Source organism: Kutzneria sp. NPDC051319 (genome assembly GCF_040682195.1).
Taxonomy (GTDB): Bacteria; Actinomycetota; Actinomycetes; order Mycobacteriales; family Pseudonocardiaceae; genus Kutzneria.
Map to the genome: position 1 here is coordinate 59,718 of NZ_JBFBAM010000038.1, position 21,435 is coordinate 81,152.

General features: G+C 70.5%; 12 protein-coding genes and 2 pseudogenes. 8 read left to right on the plus strand and 6 right to left on the minus strand.

All coding sequences use genetic code 11. The annotated features are described in order from the left end of the window. Positions 1-8: 8 nt before the first annotated feature. Entirely contained in the window at positions 9-977 is a 969-nt protein-coding gene (locus AB0M73_RS30630; RefSeq protein WP_363897681.1) for a polysaccharide lyase family 1 protein, read from the minus strand. A gap of 199 nt (positions 978-1,176) precedes the next feature. On the opposite strand from AB0M73_RS30630, the gene AB0M73_RS30635 reads away from it, so the two are divergent. Next, the gene (locus AB0M73_RS30635) at positions 1,177-2,118 is read left to right on the plus strand and encodes a LacI family DNA-binding transcriptional regulator (RefSeq protein ID WP_363897684.1); all 942 of its coding nucleotides are present in this window, start codon (positions 1,177-1,179) and stop codon (positions 2,116-2,118) included. A gap of 474 nt (positions 2,119-2,592) precedes the next feature. Next, the gene (locus tag AB0M73_RS30640) at positions 2,593-5,517 is read left to right on the plus strand and encodes a beta-galactosidase (RefSeq protein WP_363897687.1); all 2,925 of its coding nucleotides are present in this window, start codon (positions 2,593-2,595) and stop codon (positions 5,515-5,517) included. 1 nt (position 5,518) lies between these two features. Here the strand turns inward: AB0M73_RS30640 and AB0M73_RS30645 are convergent, their stop codons facing one another. Continuing rightward, on the minus strand, positions 5,519-6,607 hold the full coding sequence (locus AB0M73_RS30645) for a substrate-binding domain-containing protein (protein WP_363897689.1): 1,089 nt from the start codon (positions 6,605-6,607) through the stop codon (positions 5,519-5,521). Then, positions 6,604-8,430, minus strand: a complete 1,827-nt coding sequence (locus tag AB0M73_RS30650; protein WP_363897692.1) for a heparinase II/III family protein — start codon at positions 8,428-8,430, stop codon at positions 6,604-6,606. The genes AB0M73_RS30645 and AB0M73_RS30650 overlap by 4 nt, the downstream gene beginning before the upstream one ends. A 90-nt stretch (positions 8,431-8,520) precedes the next feature. Here AB0M73_RS30650 and AB0M73_RS30655 point away from each other — a divergent pair, with 90 nt between their 5' ends. From AB0M73_RS30655 to AB0M73_RS30675, 5 genes and pseudogenes are all read left to right on the plus strand, one after another. Beyond that, the gene (locus AB0M73_RS30655) at positions 8,521-9,846 is read left to right on the plus strand and encodes an extracellular solute-binding protein (protein ID WP_363897695.1); all 1,326 of its coding nucleotides are present in this window, start codon (positions 8,521-8,523) and stop codon (positions 9,844-9,846) included. Then, entirely contained in the window at positions 9,843-10,706 is an 864-nt protein-coding gene (locus AB0M73_RS30660) for a sugar ABC transporter permease (RefSeq protein ID WP_363897698.1), read from the plus strand. The genes AB0M73_RS30655 and AB0M73_RS30660 overlap by 4 nt, the downstream gene beginning before the upstream one ends. Continuing rightward, positions 10,703-11,527 (plus strand): carbohydrate ABC transporter permease, encoded by an 825-nt coding sequence (locus tag AB0M73_RS30665; RefSeq protein ID WP_363897701.1) that lies wholly within the window; start codon positions 10,703-10,705, stop codon positions 11,525-11,527. Before AB0M73_RS30660 ends, AB0M73_RS30665 begins: the two co-directional genes overlap by 4 nt. An 8-nt stretch (positions 11,528-11,535) precedes the next feature. Beyond that, positions 11,536-13,461 (plus strand): DUF2264 domain-containing protein, encoded by a 1,926-nt coding sequence (locus AB0M73_RS30670; protein ID WP_363897704.1) that lies wholly within the window; start codon positions 11,536-11,538, stop codon positions 13,459-13,461. Between the two features lie 93 nt (positions 13,462-13,554). Next, positions 13,555-13,761 (plus strand): annotated as a pseudogene (locus AB0M73_RS30675) (nitroreductase/quinone reductase family protein); the annotation flags it as partial. Positions 13,762-13,979: 218 nt separating this feature from the next. Here AB0M73_RS30675 and AB0M73_RS30680 read toward each other — a convergent pair. From AB0M73_RS30680 to AB0M73_RS30690, 3 genes and pseudogenes are all read right to left on the minus strand, one after another. Then, positions 13,980-17,636: a glycoside hydrolase family 3 C-terminal domain-containing protein gene (locus tag AB0M73_RS30680; protein WP_363897706.1), complete on the minus strand. Its 3,657-nt coding sequence runs from the start codon at positions 17,634-17,636 to the stop codon at positions 13,980-13,982. A gap of 28 nt (positions 17,637-17,664) precedes the next feature. Next, positions 17,665-18,105 carry a ricin-type beta-trefoil lectin domain protein gene (locus AB0M73_RS30685; RefSeq protein ID WP_363897720.1) on the minus strand — a complete coding sequence of 147 codons (441 nt, stop codon included), beginning with the start codon at positions 18,103-18,105 and terminating at the stop codon, positions 17,665-17,667. Beyond that, positions 18,097-18,744, minus strand: a pseudogene (locus tag AB0M73_RS30690) (glycoside hydrolase family 11 protein); the annotation flags it as partial. The gene AB0M73_RS30685 and the pseudogene AB0M73_RS30690, both read right to left, overlap by 9 nt. Before the next feature lie 580 nt (positions 18,745-19,324). Between AB0M73_RS30690 and AB0M73_RS30695 the strand changes: the two are divergent. Continuing rightward, positions 19,325-21,376, plus strand: a complete 2,052-nt coding sequence (locus AB0M73_RS30695; RefSeq protein ID WP_363897709.1) for a cellulose binding domain-containing protein — start codon at positions 19,325-19,327, stop codon at positions 21,374-21,376. Positions 21,377-21,435 lie beyond the last annotated feature (59 nt).

A 21,435-nucleotide genomic window follows, 5' to 3' on the forward strand; every position in this document is an offset into this window, starting at 1 on the left:
CGCTGTGATCAGCCGACGATGCCGGTGCCGGCGCCGGCGGTGACCGTGCTGACGACGGACGAGGTCGGCGTGAGGGTGAAGGCGTACGGCGGCTTGGTGAAGCTGCCGGTGCGGGTGATGTCGGTGGCCGCGCCGCCGAGGTCGTTGCCGGACAGGTTGGCGTAGCCGTCGACCTTGCTGTCACCCGTGGTGGTGACGGCGGTCTTCGTGCCGCGGAACACGTTGTTCTGCACCAGGGCCTGCGCGTTCATCCGCGAGTGCACGGCGCTGTCGGTGACGTTCTGGAAGTAGTTGTCGTAGATGTGCGCGGTGCCGAACCGGACGCTGGGCAGCCGGGAGTTGACGTTGCTGAACCAGTTGTGCGCGTACGTGACGCGCAGGTGCCCGGTGTCCTCGGCGGCGTTGCTGTCCGAGTGGCCGACCAGGGACACCTTGTAGTGGTCGTGGAAGTGGTTCCAGGACACCGTGATGTAGTCGGCGGCGTGGGTGATGTCGACCAGGCCGTCGTAGTAGTCCTTGCCGTGCGACAGGTCGGAGGACAGGTCGTCGTGGTCGACCCAGATGTGGTTGGCGCCGCGGATGATCGTGATGGCGTCGGTGCCGACCGCCTTGCTGATCCGCAGGTTCTGCACGATGACGTTGTGCACGCCGTCCAGGGACAGGCCCCCGCCGGTGAAGCCGGAGTTGGCGCCGACGCCGACGACGGTCGTGTTGGAGCCGACCTTCACCTGACCGGACAAGGTGATCGTGCCGGAGACCCGTACCGTCTTGGCCGCGTCCCCCTTGACCGCCGCGGTGAACGCGGACAGCGAGCTGACGGTGCTGGTGGCGCCGCCGGCGCCACCGGTGGTGCCCGCGCCGTAGCCCTCCGGGGCGGATGTGGCGGCCTGCGCCGGGCCGGCGAGCAGGGTCGCGGCGAGCGCGGCACACGCGGGCAGCAGGGCGAGCGCGACCTTTCGCCGAAGTGTTGCGGACATGGAAACCCTCTTTCCAGCAGGATGGGATGAGCAGTTTCTACGAATGTGAATCGCATCCGGATGTGTGAACGAGTGTTGTGGGGCCGTTCGTCGAATGTCAACCTTCGAAGACATTCGACGACATTCGTCGAATTGGATTCGATGGTTCGTCAATTGTGAACCGCTTGTCGTCGCGGCCGGTGTTCGGTAACGTGGTTCGGTGGTCACGATCGCCGATGTCGCCCGGCATGCCGGCGTGGCTCCGAGCACCGTGTCCTATGTGCTGACCGGCAAGCGGACGATTTCGACGGAAACTTCCGACCGGGTCTGGGAAAGCATTCGGTCCCTCGGCTATCGGCCACGCGGCGCAGTGGCACCCGCGGCCGCCGGCGCCATCGGTGTGCTGCTGCCGCTGCGTGAGGGCGTCAACGTCGCGGTCGCGATGCGGTTCGTCCGCGCGGTCGTGGACGCGGCCCGCCGGCGCGAGCGGGACGTCCTGGTCGTCACCGCCGACGAGGGGCCGGCCGGGGTGTTGCGCGCCGCGGAGTCGGCCGTGGCCGGTCTGGTGGTGATGGACGTCGAGACGGACGATCCGCGGGTGGCGGCGCTGCGGGCGTGTCCGACGCCGTCGGTGTTGATCGGTGTGCCGATGGATCCATGCGGTCTGACGTGTGTCGACCTGGACTTCTTCGCCGCGTACGCGCTGTGCGTCGACCATCTGGCCGACCGGGGACACCGGGACATCGCCTTGCTCGGCGCGCCGCGTTCGGTCTACGAGCGGCGCACCGGTTATGCCGAGCGGGGCGTCGCCGGCTTCAGTGCGACGGCGCTGCGCCGCGGGGTGGACTTCGTGGTGCGGGCGTGCGAGCCCGACGGCCTGGCCGCGGCGCGGCTGCTGGCCGAGCACGGCGAGATCACCGGCCTGGTCGTGCACAACGAGGCCGCGCTGCCGGCCGTGCTGGCCGGCGCGCGTTCTCGGGTCGACGTGGTCGCGATATGCCCGGACGAAGTGGCACAGCGGACCAAGCCCACGGTGTCGTCGGTGCACGTGCCGGCCGAGGACCTGGGCCGGCGCGCCGTCGACCTTCTCGTCGCCCGCATCGACGGCGCGCCGCCACACGGCATGGAGCTGTCGGCTCCGGTGCTGACCGTCAGGGACTGACGGTCCCGTTCTCCAGGTCGGCCATCACCCACGGACCGCCGCCGTGGCCGGCAGGGTTGGCGCAGCCGTGCCCGAAATATCATTGTGAGCTGCTTTGCCCATGGCGGCGGAGAACGTCGATGAGCACTCAGGGAACGCGATGTCTCTCCCGAGTTGTAGCGCTGACATAATTGAGCCGAGAAGCGCGTGCACAACCTCCGGGGGTGGGCGGCCCGTGCTCACTATGCTGCCCGGTCGACGGCGAGTCAAGGTTCAGGCCATCGGCCCGGCCGTGGAATCGCGAATCACGAGCCGGCCGGGGTGGGTAGTTCGGCCGAGGCGTTGTCGAAAAGTGTCGAACGCCCACGCCGAGTGGTTGCGGCTGGTGGCGCCACGGCACTACGCTGCTGGCCGCGGCATTTGTTAGCGATAACATTAGGTCCGGCCCGACCGACGTGGACACCCGATCGCACCTGACCCGGGAGGGGAACGGCCATGCGGTTTCTGGCTGTGGCGCTGGCGCTGCTGATGTCGGTCGGGGTGGGCGCGGCGCCGGTCGCCGCCGAACCCGCGGCGCGGCACCAGATCGGCTTCGACAAGTACTCGCTGACGCTGGACGGGCGGCGCCAGGTCATCTGGTCCGGCGAGTTCCACCCCTACCGGCTGCCGAGCCCGGATCTGTGGCTCGACGTGCTGCAGAAGATGAAGGCCACCGGCTACAACGCGGTGTCGGTCTACTTCGACTGGGGCTACCACTCGCCGGCGCCGGGCGTCTACGACTTCACCGGCGTCCGGGACATGGACCGGCTGCTGGACCTGGCGGCCCGGGTCGGGCTGTACGTGATTGCGCGGCCCGGGCCGTACATCAACGCGGAGGCGACCGGCGGCGGTTTCCCCGGCTGGCTGTCCACGCAGGCCGGCCGAGCCCGCAGCGACGCGCCCGACTACCTGGCCGCCGCGGACGAGTGGCTGACGCGGATCGACCGGATCATCGCGCGCCACCAGTACACCGACGGCGGCGGCTCGGTGATCCTCTACCAGATCGAGAACGAGCTCTCGGCCACCGGGACCAGTCAGCAGAACTACGTCGCCCACCTGCACGACAAGGTGCGCGCCGACGGCATCGACGTGCCGGTCTTCCACAACGACAAGGGCCGCAACGGAATCTGGGTGCCGGCGAGTTCGGATGTGCCCGGCACCGTGCCGGGCAAGGTCGACCTGTACGCGTTCGACGGCTATCCCGGCGGCTCCTGCCACACCGACGGCACGCCGGGATCCCCCAACGCCGCGCCGGACTGGGGCCTTTACGGTCCGGGCGGCGCGAAGGGCGGGGCCAGCGCCTCGCCGAACACTCCCGGCTTCGCCGCGGAGTTCGGCGGCGGCTGGTTCGACTACTGGGGCAGCAACGGAACCTATCCGTGCACCGCGGTCCGCGAGGGCCCCGGCTACGAGCGCGTGTTCTACGGCACGAACCTGGCCAACGGCCTGACGATCCAGAACTTCTACATGACGTTCGGCGGCACCTCATGGGGCTGGCTGCCGGCGCCGGTCGTGTACACCTCCTACGACTACGGCGCGGCCATCGACGAGGCCCGTCAGCTGCGGCCCAAGGCGCTCACCATGAAGGAGATGGGATACCTCATCGCCACCGTGCCCCAGCTGTCCACAATGGATCGTGCGGCCGCGGTGACGCCGTCGTCGGCGGCGGTGAAGGTTTATCACAACGCCAACCCGGACACCGGGACGCAGCTGTACGTGCCGACGCACTCGCCGTCCAACGCGACCACCGACGACACGTTCACCTTCCCACTGTCCACACCGGACGGTTCGTTCACCGTGCCGCAGGCGGGCACGTTGCGACTGAACGGCCAGGACGCCAAGCTGCTGCTCGCCGACCTCGACCTGGCCGGCCAGCACCTGGTGTACTCCACGTCGGAGATCATGGCGGCGGCCGGCGGCGCGGTGCTGCTGCACGGTCGCCCCGGCGAGGACGGCGAGACGGTCCTGCGCTACACCACGAAGCCTCGGGTCGACGTGCTCGCCGGGGACGTCACGGCCACCTGGTCCGGCCACGACCTGCGGCTGGACTACCGGCACGACGGGCTGGCCCGGGTCCGGATCAGCGGCGGCGGCCGGTCGGACGTCACGCTGCTGCTGGCCGACGACGCGACCGCCGACACCTTTTGGCGGGTGGACGGCAACTCGGGGCCGCTGCTCGTCCGCGGGCCGGATCTGGTCCGCACGGCCAGGACGTGGCTGGGCGGCACCGCGTTGACCGGCGACACCAAGCGGCCCACCGACCTCGAGGTCTGGGGCGCCCGAGGGCTGTTGTTGTCGTGGAATGGCGCCCTGGTGCCGGCAGTGCCGACCCGATCGGGCAGTCTCCGAGCCGTCACGCAGCTTCCGGGGCCGGTCGATCCGCGGCTGCCGGCCCTGACCGGCTGGCGCACCGCGCCGGGTTCCCCGGAGGCAGCCTCCGGCTACGACGACTCGACGTGGGCGGTCGCCGACAGGACCGCGACGAACAGCACCACCAAGCCGCCGGCCGGGCAGCCCGTCCTCACCGCGGACGACTACGGCTTCTCCACCGGCGACGTGTGGTACCGCGGTCACTACCAAGGTGTTGTGCCGGACCAGCTCAGCCTGCGGTACGGCGGCGGGGGCGCCGGGATGCTGCAGGCCTGGCTCGACGGCCAGTACCTAGGCGAGAACGTCCTGCCCAGCGCGCTGGCCTCGCCGCCGACCACCGGCACAGCCACGTTCACGGTGCCCGAGAGTCTGCGCGGCGACGGCCCACACGTGCTGTCGGTGATGGTCCGCGACGATGGTCACAACGAGGACGGCGGCGTCAACGACGCGCACAAGGAGGGGCGCGGCCTCATCTCCGTGACACTGAACGGAACGTCGTGGCGGATCCAGGGCGGCCGCCCCGATCCCGTGCGCGGCCCGCTGAACAGCGGTGGCCTCGCCGGCGAGCGTGACGGCTGGCACCTGCCCGGATTCCCGGACCGCGACTGGGCGCCGGCCACGGTGCCCGCCGCCACCGCCGACCCGGGAACGACCTGGTACCGCACCACGTTCGACCTCCGCGTGCCGGCCGGCCAGGACACCTCCGTCGGGTTGACCATCGGCGACCCGGGCCGGCCACGGTCGGGCGGCCACTACCGGGCGCTGATCTTTGTGAACGGGTGGAACCTCGGGCAGTACATCGCCGACGTCGGGCCGCAGCACACCTTCGCGCTGCCGACCGGCATCCTCGACCCGCACGGCCGCAACACCCTGGCGATCGCGGTCACGAGCGACGGCGGTCCCGGCAACGGACTGGAGAACGTGACGCTGACGAACCTGGGATCGGCCCGCGGCGGCGTCCCCGTGCACCTGGTGACCTCGCCCGGCTACCGCTGTCAGTCCCTCTGCTGAGTCACCGCGCCGGGGTCCCACAGGACTCGCGGATGACCAGCGTGGGCCACAGTTCCACGCGGTGCACGGGCCGCTCGGCGCCGTCGGCGAGCCGGGTGAGCGCCAGCTCGGCGGCGAGCGCGCCGAGCCGGTACTTCTGCGGGCACACGGCGGTCAGCGGCGGGTCGGACGCGGCGGCCACCTCGTCGTCGTAGGTGACGACGGCGAGGTCGCCCGGCACGTCGATGCCCAGCTCCTGGGCGCGTTCGAGGAATCCGATCGCCTCCCGGTCGGCGTGCACGATCAGGGCATGCACGTCGTGTTCCCGGCACCGCCGCAGCAGTTCGTCGTAGGCCTGGGCCCAGCAGGGCTGGCCGTAGGCCGGCACCTCGGCGGTGAGCACCTCGGGCAGGCCGAGCGTGGACACGGCCTCCGACCAGCCCCGCCGCAGGGCACGGCTGGTCGGGCTGGACCGCGAGGTGACGAGCCCGATCCGCCTGTGGCCCAACGTCACCAGGTGCCGCACCGCCATGCCGGCGCCGAGCCCGTGCGCGGTGTAGGCCGCGTCCAGCGCGAGCACGGGCAGCTCCGGCGGCGGAACCCGTTCCATCAGGATGACGGAGACGTTCAGGGAACCCAGCCAGCGCAGCAGGTCCAGCCCGCGACTGCCCTCGGTGCTCGGCGCCACGAGCAGGCACTGCATGCCGCGGTCGAGCAGCTTGGTCACCTGCCGGCGGTCCTCGGCCGGATCGTACGCGGAGGCGCGCAGCAGCAGCCGGCCGCCCGCGGCCGTCACGGCGGACTGGACGCCCCGGATCACCGTCGGCCAGTAGTACTCCACCGAGGGCACCACCATGCCGATCTCGCCGCCACACAGCCGGCCGAACGCCGAGCGGGCGGCAGACGCGCTGCCCTCCGCGATGCCGCGGTGGGGGAGCCGGATGCCGCCGTGCACGCGGACCACCAGGCCGCGATCGGCCAGCACGGTGACGTCGCGGCGGACCGTGACCGGCGTGACGCCGAGCTTGTCCACGAGGTCGGCGAGCCGCACGGTTCCCTGCGCGCGCACGGCGGCCAGGATCAGTTCCTGACGTTCCGAGGCCAGCTTCATTCCGTTGCCTCCCACCGCACCGTGAGCGAGCCCGTGCCGGCCGGCAGCCGCAGCGTCAGCCGGGTCAGCGACTCGCCCCAACCGGCCCGCAGCAGCGGGTCGGTGATCTCCTTCTGCTCCAGGGAAGCGTCGGCCTGGACGCCCCAGATCATCCGCACCCGGCGCGAATCGTCCAGCGCGACCACCGCCCCGCCCTCGGCCGGCTCGACGGCGCCGGCGAGAACGTGCCGCAGCAGCACGGTGTTCCGCGCCCCGGTCCACGAATCCACGACTTCGACATGCGGACGCGGGCCTCGGACGAGTCGGGCCGTGCGGCGCCAGCTGTCCACCGTCCCCGACGGATACGCGGCCGCGAGATCGGCGTGGAGGGCGGCGGTTTCCGTTGCCAGCTCGACGTGAACGCCGGACGCGGCGAACTCGGCGCCGGGCTGCTGCGCGGCCCCCGGCTCGGGCACGTTGTGCCACGCGCTCTGCAACGGCCAGGCGGCATAGCGGTCCGGCCCGAAGCTGGCGGCCGTGTAGGTCGGCTGCCCGACGTCGACCAGCACGGGGCGACCGCGCAGGGCCACCCAGTACGAGCCGACATCGAGGTGGTTGTGCCGCTCGCCGTTGTGCCCAGCCTTCATCGCCAGGGTCAGGCCGGCAACGGTTTCCCGTGCCACCAACACCTGCACCCTTGGCAGCCACACGTGCGGAGCGTGCCAGCTCTCCGTCCGTTGTGGACTCGGTGGGATCGGGTTGACCAGCGCGTCGAGCGCGCGGCCGAGCCCGGCCTCCGGGTGCACGGTGTGGCCATTGGCCAGCGCGTAGTCCTGGACGTCCTTGTCGCCAAGGCGTTCACCCCACCGATACAGCACGTGCCACGGCTGAGCGGCGGGCAGCCGGGCGAACGCGTCCCCCGCGTTGACGTGCCAGTCGTCGCCGAGGTGCATCCGGTGCGGGAACCGGATCAGCTCGGCGAACACCGGCCGGTCACGGCAGTCGAGCGCCGGACCGCCCACCGTGGCGAGCAGGTCGAGCGCTTCGAGAAGCCGGCCGGCGCCCTGCCACCAGTAGGCCACGCCCTCGTCGATCCCGCCGTCGTCGGGCAGCACCGCGATGAAACTTTCAAGGCCGGTCATGACGAGCCGGACCAGATCGCCCCGCCGCGCGGGGTCGTCGCACAGCAGCAGCGCGGCGGTCAGGACCGCGCCGTGGATCCACGGATTCCAGTTGTGCGCGTCGCCGTCGGCACCGATCCAGTGCCAGTCCCGAATTCGTTCGAAAGGATCGAACACGCGTTTGTCCACCTCGCGCCGTAATCGGCGACGCAGCCCCGGCGCCCGGGCGTCCAACAGCGGTCCGAGCACGTGATCGGCCCAGGCCAACAGCGAAGTCACCTCGGCCGCGCCGAGATCCAGGTAGGGGTCGTCGACATCGGGCACGACTTCCCCGCGGGCCGCGGTGAAGCCGTCGTGCGGGGCCCAGCACCACGTGCTCGTCTCCGCGAGGGCGACCATGCCGTCGATTGCCACGTCCAGAAAGGGTTCCACCTCGCCGGTGAGAACCACGCCCAGCACCGACACGCCCACGCGGTCCCGGAGTCGCCGCGCGGCATCCTCGTACTCGGTTCGCACGCCGTCACGAAACGCCCGTGCCCACGCCGTCGCGCTCAGCACCGGGGGAGGCGTGGCCAGCTCCGCCTCGGCGGCCGCCAGCAACCGTCCTCGCACGTCCGGGTCCACGCGATTCCAGACCGCGCGATCGGTCACGTCCGGGATGCCGATCCGGCTGCGGGCATGGTCCAGCAGTGTCACGAGGTCCGAGGCGGTCAGCGCTTTCACTATCGTTCCCGTTCGTTTTTGATCGAAAAGGATCGAAACAGTTGACGTTGAGCATCGTACAGCTGAGGGTTGCTCCCCATGGACCCGACGATGGGTGAAAAAACGGTGCTGTCGCGCCGAACGGCCCTGCGCGCTGGGGCCGCGCTGGCGGCCGGCGCGCTGCTGGCGGACGGGCTGTTGGGTGGCTGCGCGACCTCGGCCGCGGCGGACGGCCGCACCGTCGTCCGGATCTGGTCCTGGCTGACCGGCATGGACTCCTACATCGCCGCCTTCAACGCGGCGCAGCGCCACGTGCACGTCGAGCTGAGCGTGATCAGCAGCGGCCTGAAGGGCGGCTACGCCCAGGAGGTCAACGCGATCAAGGCCAACAACGCGCCCGACATCATGCACGCGGAGTACCAGGCGCTGCCGCAACTGCTGCTCAGCGGCGGATTCCGGGAGATCACCGCCGACCTCGCCGACCTCGGGCCCGGCTACACGCCGGCCGCCTGGCGCGCGGTTCGGCCGGACGGCCGGACCTGGGCGGTGCCGATGGACGTGGCGCCGATGGTGTTCTACTACCGCAAGGACCTCTTCGACGCGCACGGCATCCCCGTTCCCGTGACCTGGCAGGACTTCCGTGCGGCGGCCGAGGCCGTGCGGGCCGCCGACCCGACCGCCAGGATCACCACCTTCCCGCTCAACGACGGCTCGTTCTTCGCCGGCATGTGCTGGCAGGCCGGCGATCCCTGGTGGCGCATCGACCACGACGCCTGGGCGGTGGACATCAGCGGCCCCGGCACCGTGCGCACCGCCGAGCAGTGGCAGCGATTCATCACCGACGACCTGGTCGCCACCGACCCGACCGGCGACCAGGGCTGGATCGCGTCGATCCACAACGGACGGCTCTGGGGCCTGCTCGGCGCGTCCTGGAACGTGGGCACCTTCGCCAAGTCGGTGCCGAACGACACCGGGCGGTGGGCGGTCGCGACGATGCCGACGTGGGACGGCCGGCCGGCCAACGGCATGCAGGGCGGCAGCGCGTTCGCGATCTCCAAACAGAGCCGGGTGGCCGAGGCCGCGCTGACCTTCCTGCGCTGGCTCAGCACCGACCCGGCCGTGGTGCGCGTCGGCTCCGCCTTCACCGCCCCGTTTCCCGCCTTCGACGCCAGCCGCGCCGTGGCGCGGGACGTCTACGCGAGCAAGTTCTTCCTCGGGCCGCCGGTGTACCAGGTGCTCGACGAGGCGGCCCGCCGCGTGCCGGACTGGACGTGGGGGCCGACCGCGCTGGGGTCGTTCTCGGTGGTGGCCGACACCTTCAGCGACGTGCGATCCGGCCACACCACGATGCCGGACGCCGTGCGGGCCGTGCAGGCCCGTGCGGTGGCGGACATGCGCGGCCGCGGACTGTCCGTTGTGGAAGGAGGAGCGAGGTGAGACGTCGCCGTGGCGCGGGTTTCACGCTGGTGTTGCCGTTCACGGTGTTGCTCGTGCTCACCGTGCTCGTGCCGGTGTTGTACACGGTGTACCTGAGCTTGTTCACGGACCGGTTGTCCGGCCTGGGATTCGACGGTCCCCGCCAGCTGTTCGTCGGCCTGGGCAACTACCTGTCGGTGCTGGTGGACCGGGCCTTCGGCCAGAGCGTGCTGACCGTCGCGCTGTACGCCCTCGTGCAGGTGCCGGTGATGCTGGTCCTGGCGATGGTGCTGGCGCTGCTGCTGGATTCCGCGGTCGTGCGGCTGCGGCAGGTCTGGACGCTGGCGCTGTTCCTGCCGTACGCGGTGCCGGTGGTGATCGGCGGCCTGATCTGGGCGTACCTGTACAGCCCGGGCATCGGGCCGCTGGCCTCGCTGCTGCACTTCGACCCGTTGAGCGGGCGGGGAATCCTGCCCGCGGTGGTGAACATTGCCACCTGGCAGTGGGTCGGCTACAACGTCGTGATCTTCTACACGGCGCTGCGGGCGGTGCCGAAGGAGATACTGGAGGCGGCCCGGGCCGACGGCGCCGGTCCGGTGCGCACGGCGCTGACGATCAAGGTCCCGCTGGTGCGGCCGACGGCGTTCGTGGCGCTGGTGTTCACCGTCATCGGCTCGCTGCAGCTGTTCACCGAGCCGTTGGTGCTGCGCAGTTTCACCGGGGCTGTGACCAGCACCTGGACCCCGAGCCTGTACGTGTACGAATCGGCCTTCATCACCAACGACTACGGCCGCGCGGCGGCCGCGTCCGTGCTGCTGGCGGTGGTGTCGGCGGTGCTGTCCGCGCTGGTGATGCGCCTGTCGACCCGGAGGTACCGATGAGGAAGGCGTCGGTGCACCTCGTGCTGCTGTTGGCGGCGCTGTACAGCGTGCTGCCGTTGGTGTGGCTGGTCACCTCGGCCACCAAGTCGCTGGGCGAGTTCTCCACCACCAGCGCCTTCGCTTTCGGCCACTGGAACCTCGGCGCCAACCTGAGCGCGCTGTTCGACCAGGACGGCGGCGTTTTCCTGTGGTGGATCCGGAATTCGCTGCTCTACGCCGGTCTCGGCGCGGTCCTGGGCTCGCTGATCTGCACCGCCGCGGGGTACGCGATCGCCAAGCTCAGCTTCCCCGGCCGGCGCCTGCTGTTCGCGCTGACGCTCGCCGGCGTGCTGGTGCCGACCACGGCCCTGGCCCTGCCGCTGTACCTGCTGGCGGCGCAGCTGCACGTGGTGGACACGTTCTGGGCGGTGTTCCTTCCGTTGCTCACCAACCCGTTCGGCGTGTACCTGGCCCGCGTGTACGCCGACGCGGCGGTGCCGGGCGAGGTCCTGGAGGCCTCGCGGATGGACGGGGCGGGGGAGCTGCGCACGTTCTTCACCGTGGCGCTGCCGATGATGCGGCCCGGCCTCGTCACGGTGCTGTTGTTCCAGTTCGTCGGGATCTGGAACAACGTCTTCCTGCCGCTGGTGATGCTCACCGATCCCCGGCTGTTCCCGATGAGCCTCGGCCTGTTCCAGTGGAGCACCCGCGTGACGCAGTTCCCGCAGTACACGCCGCTCGTCGTCACCGGGTCGCTGCTGGCGGTGCTGCCGCTGGTGATCGCCTTCGTCGTGCTGCAGCGGCAGTGGCGGTCCGGCCTCGCGACCGGGGCGGTCAAGTGAATCCGGAGATGCCGACGCCGCACGGGGCCGGCTGGACGCGGGACGACTGGGTCGCCCTGGCGCGGCGGATGCTGGTCGCGGTGGAGCCGTATCGGTCGCCGCTGGGCGCACGGGTGGACCTCCCGGGACCGAGCAGCGGAAACGGGGCTGCCTCCGACGGCCTGGAGGGCTTCGCCCGCACGTTCCTGCTGGCCGGCTTCCTCGTCGCCGGCAACGGCGGTGTCGATCCCGACGGCTGGTTGGAGCGGTACGCCGTCGGGCTCGCCGCCGGAACGGATCCGTCCTCGCCGGAGGCGTGGCCGCGCGTCGACCGGCTCGACCAGGCGAAGGTCGAGGCCGCGTCCATCGCCCTGATCCTGCAGCTGACCCGTCCCTGGCTGTGGGACCGGCTCGCCGCCGGCGTGCGGGAGCACGTGGTCGACTGGCTGGCCGGCGTGATCGGGCAGCCCTACCCGCCGATCAACTGGGTGTGGTTCCGCATCGTCGTCGAGTCCTTCCTGCGTGAGGTCGGCGGCCCATGGTCGGCCGAGGACATCGAGTCGGACCTCGCCGTGCACGCGGGGATGCGACGGCGCGACGGTTGGCTCAGCGACGGCCCGGAGCGGGCCTACGACCACTACGTCGGCTGGGCGCTGCACCTGTACCCGTTGCTGTGGACCCATTTGTTCGACGTCACCGGTTCACTGGTCTCGGCCGGGGTGCGCGCTCAGTGGGCCGCGGACCTGACCCGGTACCTGGACGACGCGGTGCGCCTGGTCGGCGCCGACGGGGCGCCGCTGATGCAGGGCCGCAGCCTGACGTACCGGTTCGCCGCGGCGGCGCCGTTCTGGGTGGCCGCGCTGACCGGGACCGGCGGGCTCGATCCAGGGCTCATCCGCCGCGCGACCACGCGCATGGCGCAGTACTTCGTCACCAACGGGGCGCTGGACGCCAAAGGCATCCTGAGCCTGGGGTGGCACGGGGAGTGGCCGGCGGTCCGGCAGGCCTACTCCGGTCCCGGATCGCCGTACTGGGCGGCCAAGGGCATGCTCGGCCTCGTGCTGCCCGCCGGCCACCCGGTGTGGACGTCGCCGGAGCGGCCGCTGCCGGTGGAGGTCGGCGACGAGGAGCGGGCGCTGACCGCGCCGGGCTGGCTGCTCTCCGCCCGCCGGCAGGACGGCTTCGCCGTCGCGCTCAACCATGGCACCGACCACGCCCTGCCCGGTGACCAGCGTTCCGACTCTCCGCTGTACAGCCGGCTCGGCTACTCCACCGTCACGATGCCGCCGTCGTCGGGCTGGGCCCGGCCGCTGGACAACACCGTGGCCGTGATCGACGCCGATGGCCGGGCCAGCCACCGGGCGGGTTTCCGCACGCTGTACGTGGGGGAGCGGCCCGGCGGCATTCTGCTGGCGGCGTCCAGCGGTCCGGTCCGCTGGGTCGACATCGATGACCGCTCGCCCGACCACGGCTCCGGCCGCGGTGGGCCCGTCACCGCCGGACCCGTGCTCACCGTCGCCTCCGTCCTCCGCGGCGGCACCGAGGTGCGCCTGTGCCGGATCGACGCCGACGAGCCGGACGAACGCTGGCGTGCGGTCCGCCTCGGCGGCTGGCCGGTGTCGGGCGACGACAAGCCGTTGACGGTCAGCGGATCGGCCGCCAGCGCCTGCGTCGGCCGGCTCCGCTCGGAGCTGCGGCCGCTACGCGGGTTCGCGCGGAGCGGCGTGGCCGTCGAGCGGGACGTCACGCCGCTCGGACGGTGGACCGCGACGCCCTGGCTGGCGACGAGGGGCTCGGTTCCGCTGGGCGAGGTGCTCGCCGCCGTGGTGGTGCTCGGTCGCGGGTCGCCGGCGCCGGATCTGCACGTGGTGTCGGACCAGGTTCAGCTGTTCTGGCCGGACAGCCATCGGGTGACCCTTTCCCTGCCCGCCTTCGGAGGTCCGCAGCGACCGTGAACCGTTCGCTGCCACCAGCCGACCTGTGCCTGTCACAAATGCTGGTGATGGCTTGTCCTAGCTGCCGGACGGTCGCGAAGGGCCGCGACAAATCCAGCCTGGTACCACAACCTGCGCGCCAACCCGAACACCACGGTCGAACTGGGCCCCGACACCATCCTGGTGACCGCGGAACCACTGGCCCACGGTCCGGAACGCGACCGGCTGTTCCAGCAGATGACCGACGAGCTGAAGGTCGGTGCCACCTTCCAGAAGAAGACCGACAGGCTGTTCCCGGTCGTCGTGCTACACCGCCGCTGACGCGGCCAGGCGCAACGCGCGGGCGGTGCGGATCGACCGCCGAACACTGGACGTGATGCAGCCTTACGTGCCGGACGACCGGACAGCCAGTGGCAATCCGATGCTCAGCTGAGCGTGCTCACCCTCCGGCTGGACGTTCCCAGCACGCACCGGGACCGAGAACGGGTTGTCCCGCCGGCCCAACAGCCGGCGGGACAACCAGAACCGCTGTTGTGCGGTCAGCCGATGGCGATGCTGAATATGTGCATGGCCGCCGTGCCGGAGGGCGCCCCGTCGCTGACGTCCGGCAGCGTCAGGTAGCGCACGGTCTTGCCCGCCTGCAGCGGTATCGGGGCGTAGTACAGGCTCACCTGCTGGTTCTCCCGGCCGGTGCTGGTGTTGAGGTACGGGACGGTGGTGAGGATGTCGCCGCCGGTCGCGGCATTGGCCCACCAGTCCGCGAAGCTGACGGTGTGGGACTCGGTGGTGCCGTCGGTGTAGGTCACCGTCGCGGTGCCGGCCGGACTGCCGTAGTCGCCGGCGCCGATCAGGCCGAGCGTGTGGCCGGAGCCGGAGATCGCGATGGTCTGCCCGCCGCCCACCCCGCCGGCGACCACGTTGTCCTGGCTGCCGGGCGGCGCGTCCGGCCAGGTGAACGTCAACCCGTCATGGGTGAAGACCGCGCCGGGCGTGAGGCTGGGCGTGGCGTTGGCCAACGCCTGGGCCGAGAAGCTGGCGCCGCCGCCGTCGAAGTCGCCCGTACCCGGGGTGGCGTCGTCGCTGATGCCCACGTTGTTGAACGCCGAGGGCAGCGACGGGTACGGCGGATGCGGCAGCAGCACGGTCGTCGCATCCACGGAGCTGGCCCGCCCGTTGACGGAGGTGAACGCGGCCTGTGCCGACACGTCGAACTTGCCGGGCTGCGCCGATGCCGGCACACCGACCTGCCAGGTGGTGCTCACGGTCTGCCCGGCGGCCACGGTGGCGAAGGTGGACGGCGACGTGGCCTTCGCGCTCCATTCAGCGGGCACGGTGAGCGTCAAGGCCACATCGTGCAGCGGCCTGGCCCCCACCGGGTTGGGCAGCGACGCGCTGACGGTGTACGTCATGCCCGGCTGCACCTGGGCCGGTGCGGTGAGCGTGAACGGCTGCTTGACGACGACCGGCGTCGAGCCGGTGACCCCGTTGACCGTGACGCTGATGGTCGCGACACCGGGGGCCACCAGGGTCACCTTGCCCGACCTGCTCACCTGCGCCACTCGCGGATCGCTACTGCGGTAGCTGACCGTGGTGTGCGCCAGGTCCACGAACGACTCGTCGTTGTTCACCGCCTCGACGATGTGGTCGGCCGGCACGTGCTGCGCGGCCTGCGCGGTGTCATCGGCGATCCACGGGTTCTTGCCGGTCAGGTCGATGCTCTGGCCCGGCGCGAAAACCACCTGATCGGGCTGCACGGTCACGTACCGCGTCCTGGGGGTGATGGCCCCGGTGACGCGCACCGTGCTGGCGCCGACGATGTGATCGGCGTCGGTGCCGACACCGAACCGGTAGGACCCGTCGTACACCACGTTGCGGTGCTTGGCCTCGTCCCAGAACGCGAGGTCGCTGACCCGCACCGAAATGGCCAGCTGCTGGGACTGGCCCGGGGCCAGCACCTTCGTCTTCTGGAATCCGGCCAGTCGTTCGCGCGGCAGTTCCACGCCGGGCACGGTGAACGGCGTGGAGGCGTACAGCTGGGCCACGGTGGCGCCGGCCGTGTGTCCGGTGTTGGTCACGTCCACGTGCACGGTCACCCGGCCGTCCGCGTCGACGCTCCGGTCGTCGGCACGCACGTGCGAGTAGGCGAAACTGGTGTAGGACAAGCCATAGCCGAACGGATAGGTCGGCGTGCCGGTGAAGTACTGGTAGGTGCGGCCGATGCCGCCGGTCTGCGACGGGGTGAGGCCGTAGTTCTTCAGATCGGGCAGCTGCGTGTCGTCGGCATACCAGGTGAAGTCCAGGCGCGCGCCGGGATTCTGCTTGCCGAACAGCACATCGGCCAGCGCGGTGCCCTGGCTCTCCCCGTTGTACGAGCTGAACACGATGGCCGGGAAATCGCCCTTGACGTTGTCGATGGCGACCGGGCCGCCAGCCTGGATCGCCAGCGCCGTGCGCGGATTGCCGACCGCGTGCATCTGGTCGATCAGCGAGCCGTAGTTGCCCGGCATGGCAATGGTGGCGCGGTCCTTGCCCTCGGTGGCCACGCTCGTGTCGGTGCCGACGAACACCACGACCAGGTCGGCGGTCTTGATCGCGGCCAGGGTCGCCGCCGAGCAGCTCGCCGCCGCGGTCGCGCCGGTGGACGTGCCGCAGGCGTCGAAGGTGACGGTTGCCTTGGGGTTGGCCGCCTTGACCGCTGCGGTGATGCCCTGCGTCGCGCTCACCTGGAGGGCCGGTTCGCCGGAGTAGTCGCCGAGGGTGACCGTGCCGGCCAGGTCGCCGACCACGACGACGTTGCCCAGCTTGGCCGGATCGGCCGGCAGCAGCGGCGTCTTGGCGCCGGCAACGGGGTCGTTCTTCAGCAGCGCCAACGAGTTCGCCGCGACCTTCTCGGCCAGCGCCTGGTGCTCGGGGCTCTGGATCTGGTCCTTGGTGATCTTCGTGTAGGGCACCTGGCTCGGCGGGTCGAACTCACCGGTCTGCATGCGCATGGTGAACAGGTGCACCAGGGCGTTGTCGATCACGCCCTCGGACAGCACGCCGGCCTTGATGGCCTCCTGGATGTTGGCGAGGGTGTCCTCGGCGCCGGTGCAGTTGAGCTGGGTGCCCGCCCGCAGCGCGTACGCCTGGCCGCCGGCCGCGCCGGAAACTTGTTGGCCGGTGGCGGTATTGGTCCACTGGGTCGCGCCGTTGGCGGTGGCCGTGGTCCAGCCCGGCGGCGCCCAGTTGTGGCTGCCCGGCGCGTAGACGTCGCCGACCGCGCTGCAGTCGGAGGTGGTGTAGCTGTCGAAGCCGTAGGTTCGCTGGGCCAGCTCGTTCGCGGTGTACGTGTCGGCCGGCGCCGGGGTGCCGTTGATCGCGTTGTACGAGGTCATCAGGCCGGACACGTGCGCGTTCTGGATCAGGTCCCGGAACTGCGCGGTGTAGTAGTCCCGGAGGTTGGCGTCGGTGGTGTCGGAGGAGTCCGCGTGCCGGTCGTTCTCCACGTCGTTGAGGGCGTAGTGCTTGGCCGTGGCCGCGACCTTCAGATACGGCGTCATCGGTTGGCCGGACGGGGTCTGGCCCTGGTATCCGTCCACGAACGCGCCGGCCATCCGGCCGACCAGCAACGGATCCTCGCCGAACGCCTCGTCGGTGCGGCCCCATCGGGGATCGCGGTCCATGTTCACGGTCGGGGCCCAGTAGGTCAGCGAGCCGTAGCCGTTCTGGTCCGGGCCGATGTTGTTCTGCGCGACGCCCCACAGCGACTTGTCCAGCATGCCGCGGGCCTCGTCGGAGATCGCCGTGGTCTCCTGGTAGATCAGGTTCGGATCCCAGGACATGGTGCTGGCCAGGTTGGTCGGGAAGCTCGTGGCGTGCACGCCGCCGGTGACGGTGCCGTGATTGGTGTTGGCGCCGAGCGTGTTGAGCCCGTGCTGCCCCTCGCTCCAGTACGTGTACTGCTGCACTCCGAGCCGGGGAATGGCCGGCGCGCTGTTGGTGTGCAGCTGCAACACCTTCTCGCCGAGCGTCATGCGGGAGACGAGGTCGGCGGCCCGTTCCGCGAAGCTGTGGTGGGTGTCGCGATACAGCGGCACGGCGGTCGCGGAGGGCTGCGCCGATGCCGCCGTCCAGGTGGACGGGACGAGGACGGCGGCGGCGAGCACGGCGCCGGCGACGAGTCGTGCTCGTCGCCGGACGGGGCGGATCAAGGGCATCGAGTCTCCGTCACAGGGTGGTCGGTGGTCATCCGAGGGACCATCGCTGGTTGCTCTGGCCGTTGCACGTCCCCAGATCGACCTGCGCGGCGTCGGCCGTGGAGCCGCCGACGACCTCGAGGCAGAGTCCTGATTGGACGCCGGTGACCGTGCCGTTGGAGTTGAGGGTCCACTGCTGGTTGGCCCCGCTGTTGCAGGACCACGTCTCCACCTTGGTGCCGGGACTGGTCTGGTTGTCGTAGGCGTCCAGGCAGAGGGTGGTGCCGTTGACGGTGGCGGTCAACTGGTTCGAGGAGGTGTGGGTCCAGGTCTGGTTGGCCCCGCCCCAGCAGGAGTAGATCTGCAGCTGTGTGCCCGGCGTGGTCGAGGAGTTCGGCACGTCCAGGCACTTGCCCGCGCCCACCGCGTGCAGGGCGCCCGTCGTGCCGCCGCCTCCACCGCCTCCGCCACCGGAACCGCCGAGGACGATGGTGGAGTTGCCGCTGCTCTGGTAGCCCTCCGTGGCCAGGATCATGTAGTACTTGAAGTTGCCGAGGTTCATGCCGTGACTGGCCCAGGCGTCGAAGAAGTTGCCGGTGGTGATGGCGCCACCGGTGCGCCGGGCCTGGCGGACGGCCCAGTACTGGTTGAACGTCTGGTTGCCCTCGACCGAGGGGGCGTTGTAGCGCGTCGTCTCGTAGATGTCGTACGTGCCACCGTCGCTGGTGACCGTGCCCTTGTAGGTCCCGGTCGGCCGGTAGCTGCCCCAGTTGTCCACGATGTAGTACTCGACCAGCGGGTTGGACGTCCAGCCGTAGAGCGAGAGGTAGGCGTTGCCGGAGGGGTTGAACGAGCCGGAGTAGTTGACGGTCATGCGTGCGCCGTTGGCCCAGCCGGTGCCGGCGACGAAGTTGTTGACGTTGCTCCACGAGGTGCTGTAGTTCCCGCCGGAGCCCAGGGTCATGCAGGCGGAGCCGCCGCCGGCGGTCCAGAACGAGTAGTAGTAGCCGTTGCTGTTCCCGGTCTGGCTCGAACAGATCGTGCCGGCGGCGTTGGCGGTGCCGGGCAGCGCGATGGCCACGAGGGCGAACACCGCGGTCAGTGCGACGGCCCGGACGACGCCGATCAGTGATCTGCCGCGCCGCCGCAGGGAACCGCGGCGCTCGAGGTGGGCAGCGCGCATGTGTGCTCCTTCCTCACTTGTGCGAGAGATGCCGGTCTCGGAAGTAACACTCATGGCTGGCATCCGCAGGCACTGATGAGTCTGGTTTCGGTGTGGCACGGGCCCGGTCGGCCCCCATCGATAGCAGTCGATCTGCCCGTGCGGCAAGCAGTCGAGGTGGCGCGGGACCCTTTGCGCCGGCTTCCTCTCGACGGGCGGGAGGCCACGAAATCACCGAACCTGGTGTCCGACAGTCGGGCTCAGCTGGGTCACCTCGGCTACGAGAGTCGGATCTGTCTCGCCCGCCTCGGCCATGATGATTCAGAGTCATCGTTCGTCGTAGCCCTGACAGCCACGTGAAACTTTCACTCCGAGGCGGTAGCCCGACCTGCGCTCGTGACGGCCGTCCGCCTGTTTCTTCGGCAGCCATGGGAACGTGACCACATGCCGCGGCGCCCGGATCTTCCCGGTGGACCGTCCGAAGGGGCGGCACCTGCGATGTCCCGAACTTTTTCTCGGTTGTCCTGCTGCTGAAAGGAATTCCACCGTGCGCGGAAGAAGAAGTCGAACGGCGTCCCTGTCGCTGGTGATGGCGGGAGCACTGGCGGTCGCGAGCGCGCTGACCGTGGTGGCCCAGCCGGGCGTCGCGCACGCGGCATCCACCGCGACGATCAACGGCGGCCTGACGTACCAGACCATCACCGGCTTCGGCGCCTCCGAGGCGTTCGGTGAGGCGAGCACGGTCATGAACGCCCCGGCTGCGGTCCAGCAGCAGGCGCTCGACCTGTTGTACAGCCCGACGAAGGGCGCGGGCCTGACCATGCTGCGCAACGAGATCAGCGCGGACCCCGGCAGCACGATCGAGCCGAACAACCCGGGCGGCCCGAACGCCACACCGAGCTACGCCTCGCTCGCGTCGATCGGGCAGGACCAGGGTCAGCTCTGGTTCGCCCAGCAGATCAAGAGTCGCTACGGTGTGGACGACGTGTTCGCGGACGCGTGGAGCGCGCCGGCGTTCATGAAGACCAACAACTCGACGGCCAACGGCGGCCAGGTCTGCGGCGCCGGAGCATCGTGCGCCAGCGGCGACTGGCGCCAGGCCTACGCGAACTATCTCGTCCAGTACGCCAAGGACTACGCCGCCGCCGGCATACCGTTGACCTATCTCGGCCCGTCCAACGAGCCCGACTTCAGCGCCAACTACGACAGCATGACCATGAGTCCGGCGCAGATGGCGAGCTTGCTCGACGTGGTGGGCCCCACGGTCAGGAACTCCGGCCTGTCCACGCAGATCGATTGCTGCGCGGCCACCGGGTGGTCGGTGTCCGGCCAGTACGCCGCCGCCATCGCGGCCGACCCCACCGCGCTGGCCAACACCGCAGTGCTGACCAGCCACGGCTACAGCAGCGTGCCTGCCTCCCGGATGTCGGGGTGGAGCAAACCGACGTGGCAGACCGAGTGGTCGACCTTTGAAGGCTGGGACCCGGCGTGGGACGACGGCTCCCCGGCGTCCGGCCTCACCTGGGCCCAGCACATCCACGCCGGCCTCACCTCGGCCGACCTGAGCGCGTTCCTCTACTGGTGGGGCAGCACGACGCCCTCGGAGAACGGCGACAACGAGGGCCTGTTGGAGATCAACGGCTCCTCGGTCATCCCGGCCGGCCGGTTGTGGGCGTTCGCCAACTACAGCCGGTACGTCCACCCCGGCGCGACCCGCATCGGTGCGACCACTTCGGACGGCAGTCTGCAGTTGAGCGCCTACAAGAACATCGACGGCACGGTGGCGGTCGTGGCGATCAACACCGGCAGCGGCGCCGACTCGGTGACCTACAACCTCCAGAACACCGCGACCGCGAACGGCGCGACAGTCACGCCGTACCTGACCAACTCCACCAACAACGCGTCGGCGCAGGCCACCATCGCCGGCGGCGGCGGCGCCTTCAGCGCGAGCATCCCGGCGCGTTCGATGGTCACCTACGTCATCGGCGGCACCGGCGGCACCGGCGGCACGGTGACCGTGACCAATCCCGGCAACCAGAACGGGACCGTCGGCACGCCCGCCAGCCTGCAGGTCCAGGCCAACGACTCGACGAGCGGCCAGGCGCTGACCTACAGCGCCACCGGGCTGCCCGCCGGACTCACCATCAACGGCAGCACCGGCGTCATCTCCGGCACGCCGACCGCCGCCGGCGCCTCGTCCGTCAGCGTGTCCGCCGCGGACGGCACCGGGGCATCCGGATCGGCCGCCTTCACCTGGACGATCTCGCCGGGCAGCGGCGGCGGAGGCGGTGGCTGCCACGTGACCTACCAGCCCAACCAGTGGCCGGGCGGCTTCACCGCGAACGTCACGATCGCCAACACCGGCTCGACCGCGATCAACGGGTGGACGCTGGCCTTCACGTTCCCCGGCGACGAGAAGATCACCAACACCTGGAGCGGCGTGACGACCCAGAGCGGGGAGAACGTGTCCGTCACCAACGTGGGCTACAACGCCGCGATCCCGGCCGCCGGCTCCACATCCTTCGGTTTCCAGGGCACCTGGGCCGGCAGCGCCGCCTCGCCGACCAGCTTCACGGTCAACGGCTCCGCCTGCGGCTGAGGCGACGGGGGAGGGCCGGACCGCGTGGGTTGCGCCCGAGCGGTCCGGTCCTCCGCGGT

Excerpts from the sequence above, each read along its gene's own strand:
- AB0M73_RS30645 (WP_363897689.1), bottom strand. The coding sequence starts at position 6,607 with ATGAAGCTGGCCTCGGAACGTCAGGAACTGATCCTGGCCGCCGTGCGC.
- AB0M73_RS30640 (WP_363897687.1), top strand. The coding sequence starts at position 2,593 with ATGCGGTTTCTGGCTGTGGCGCTGGCGCTGCTGATGTCGGTCGGGGTG.
- AB0M73_RS30655 (WP_363897695.1), top strand. The coding sequence starts at position 8,521 with ATGGGTGAAAAAACGGTGCTGTCGCGCCGAACGGCCCTGCGCGCTGGG.
- AB0M73_RS30670 (WP_363897704.1), top strand. The coding sequence starts at position 11,536 with ATGCCGACGCCGCACGGGGCCGGCTGGACGCGGGACGACTGGGTCGCC.
- AB0M73_RS30630 (WP_363897681.1), bottom strand. The coding sequence starts at position 977 with ATGTCCGCAACACTTCGGCGAAAGGTCGCGCTCGCCCTGCTGCCCGCG.
- AB0M73_RS30665 (WP_363897701.1), top strand. The coding sequence starts at position 10,703 with ATGAGGAAGGCGTCGGTGCACCTCGTGCTGCTGTTGGCGGCGCTGTAC.
- AB0M73_RS30680 (WP_363897706.1), bottom strand. The coding sequence starts at position 17,636 with ATGCCCTTGATCCGCCCCGTCCGGCGACGAGCACGACTCGTCGCCGGC.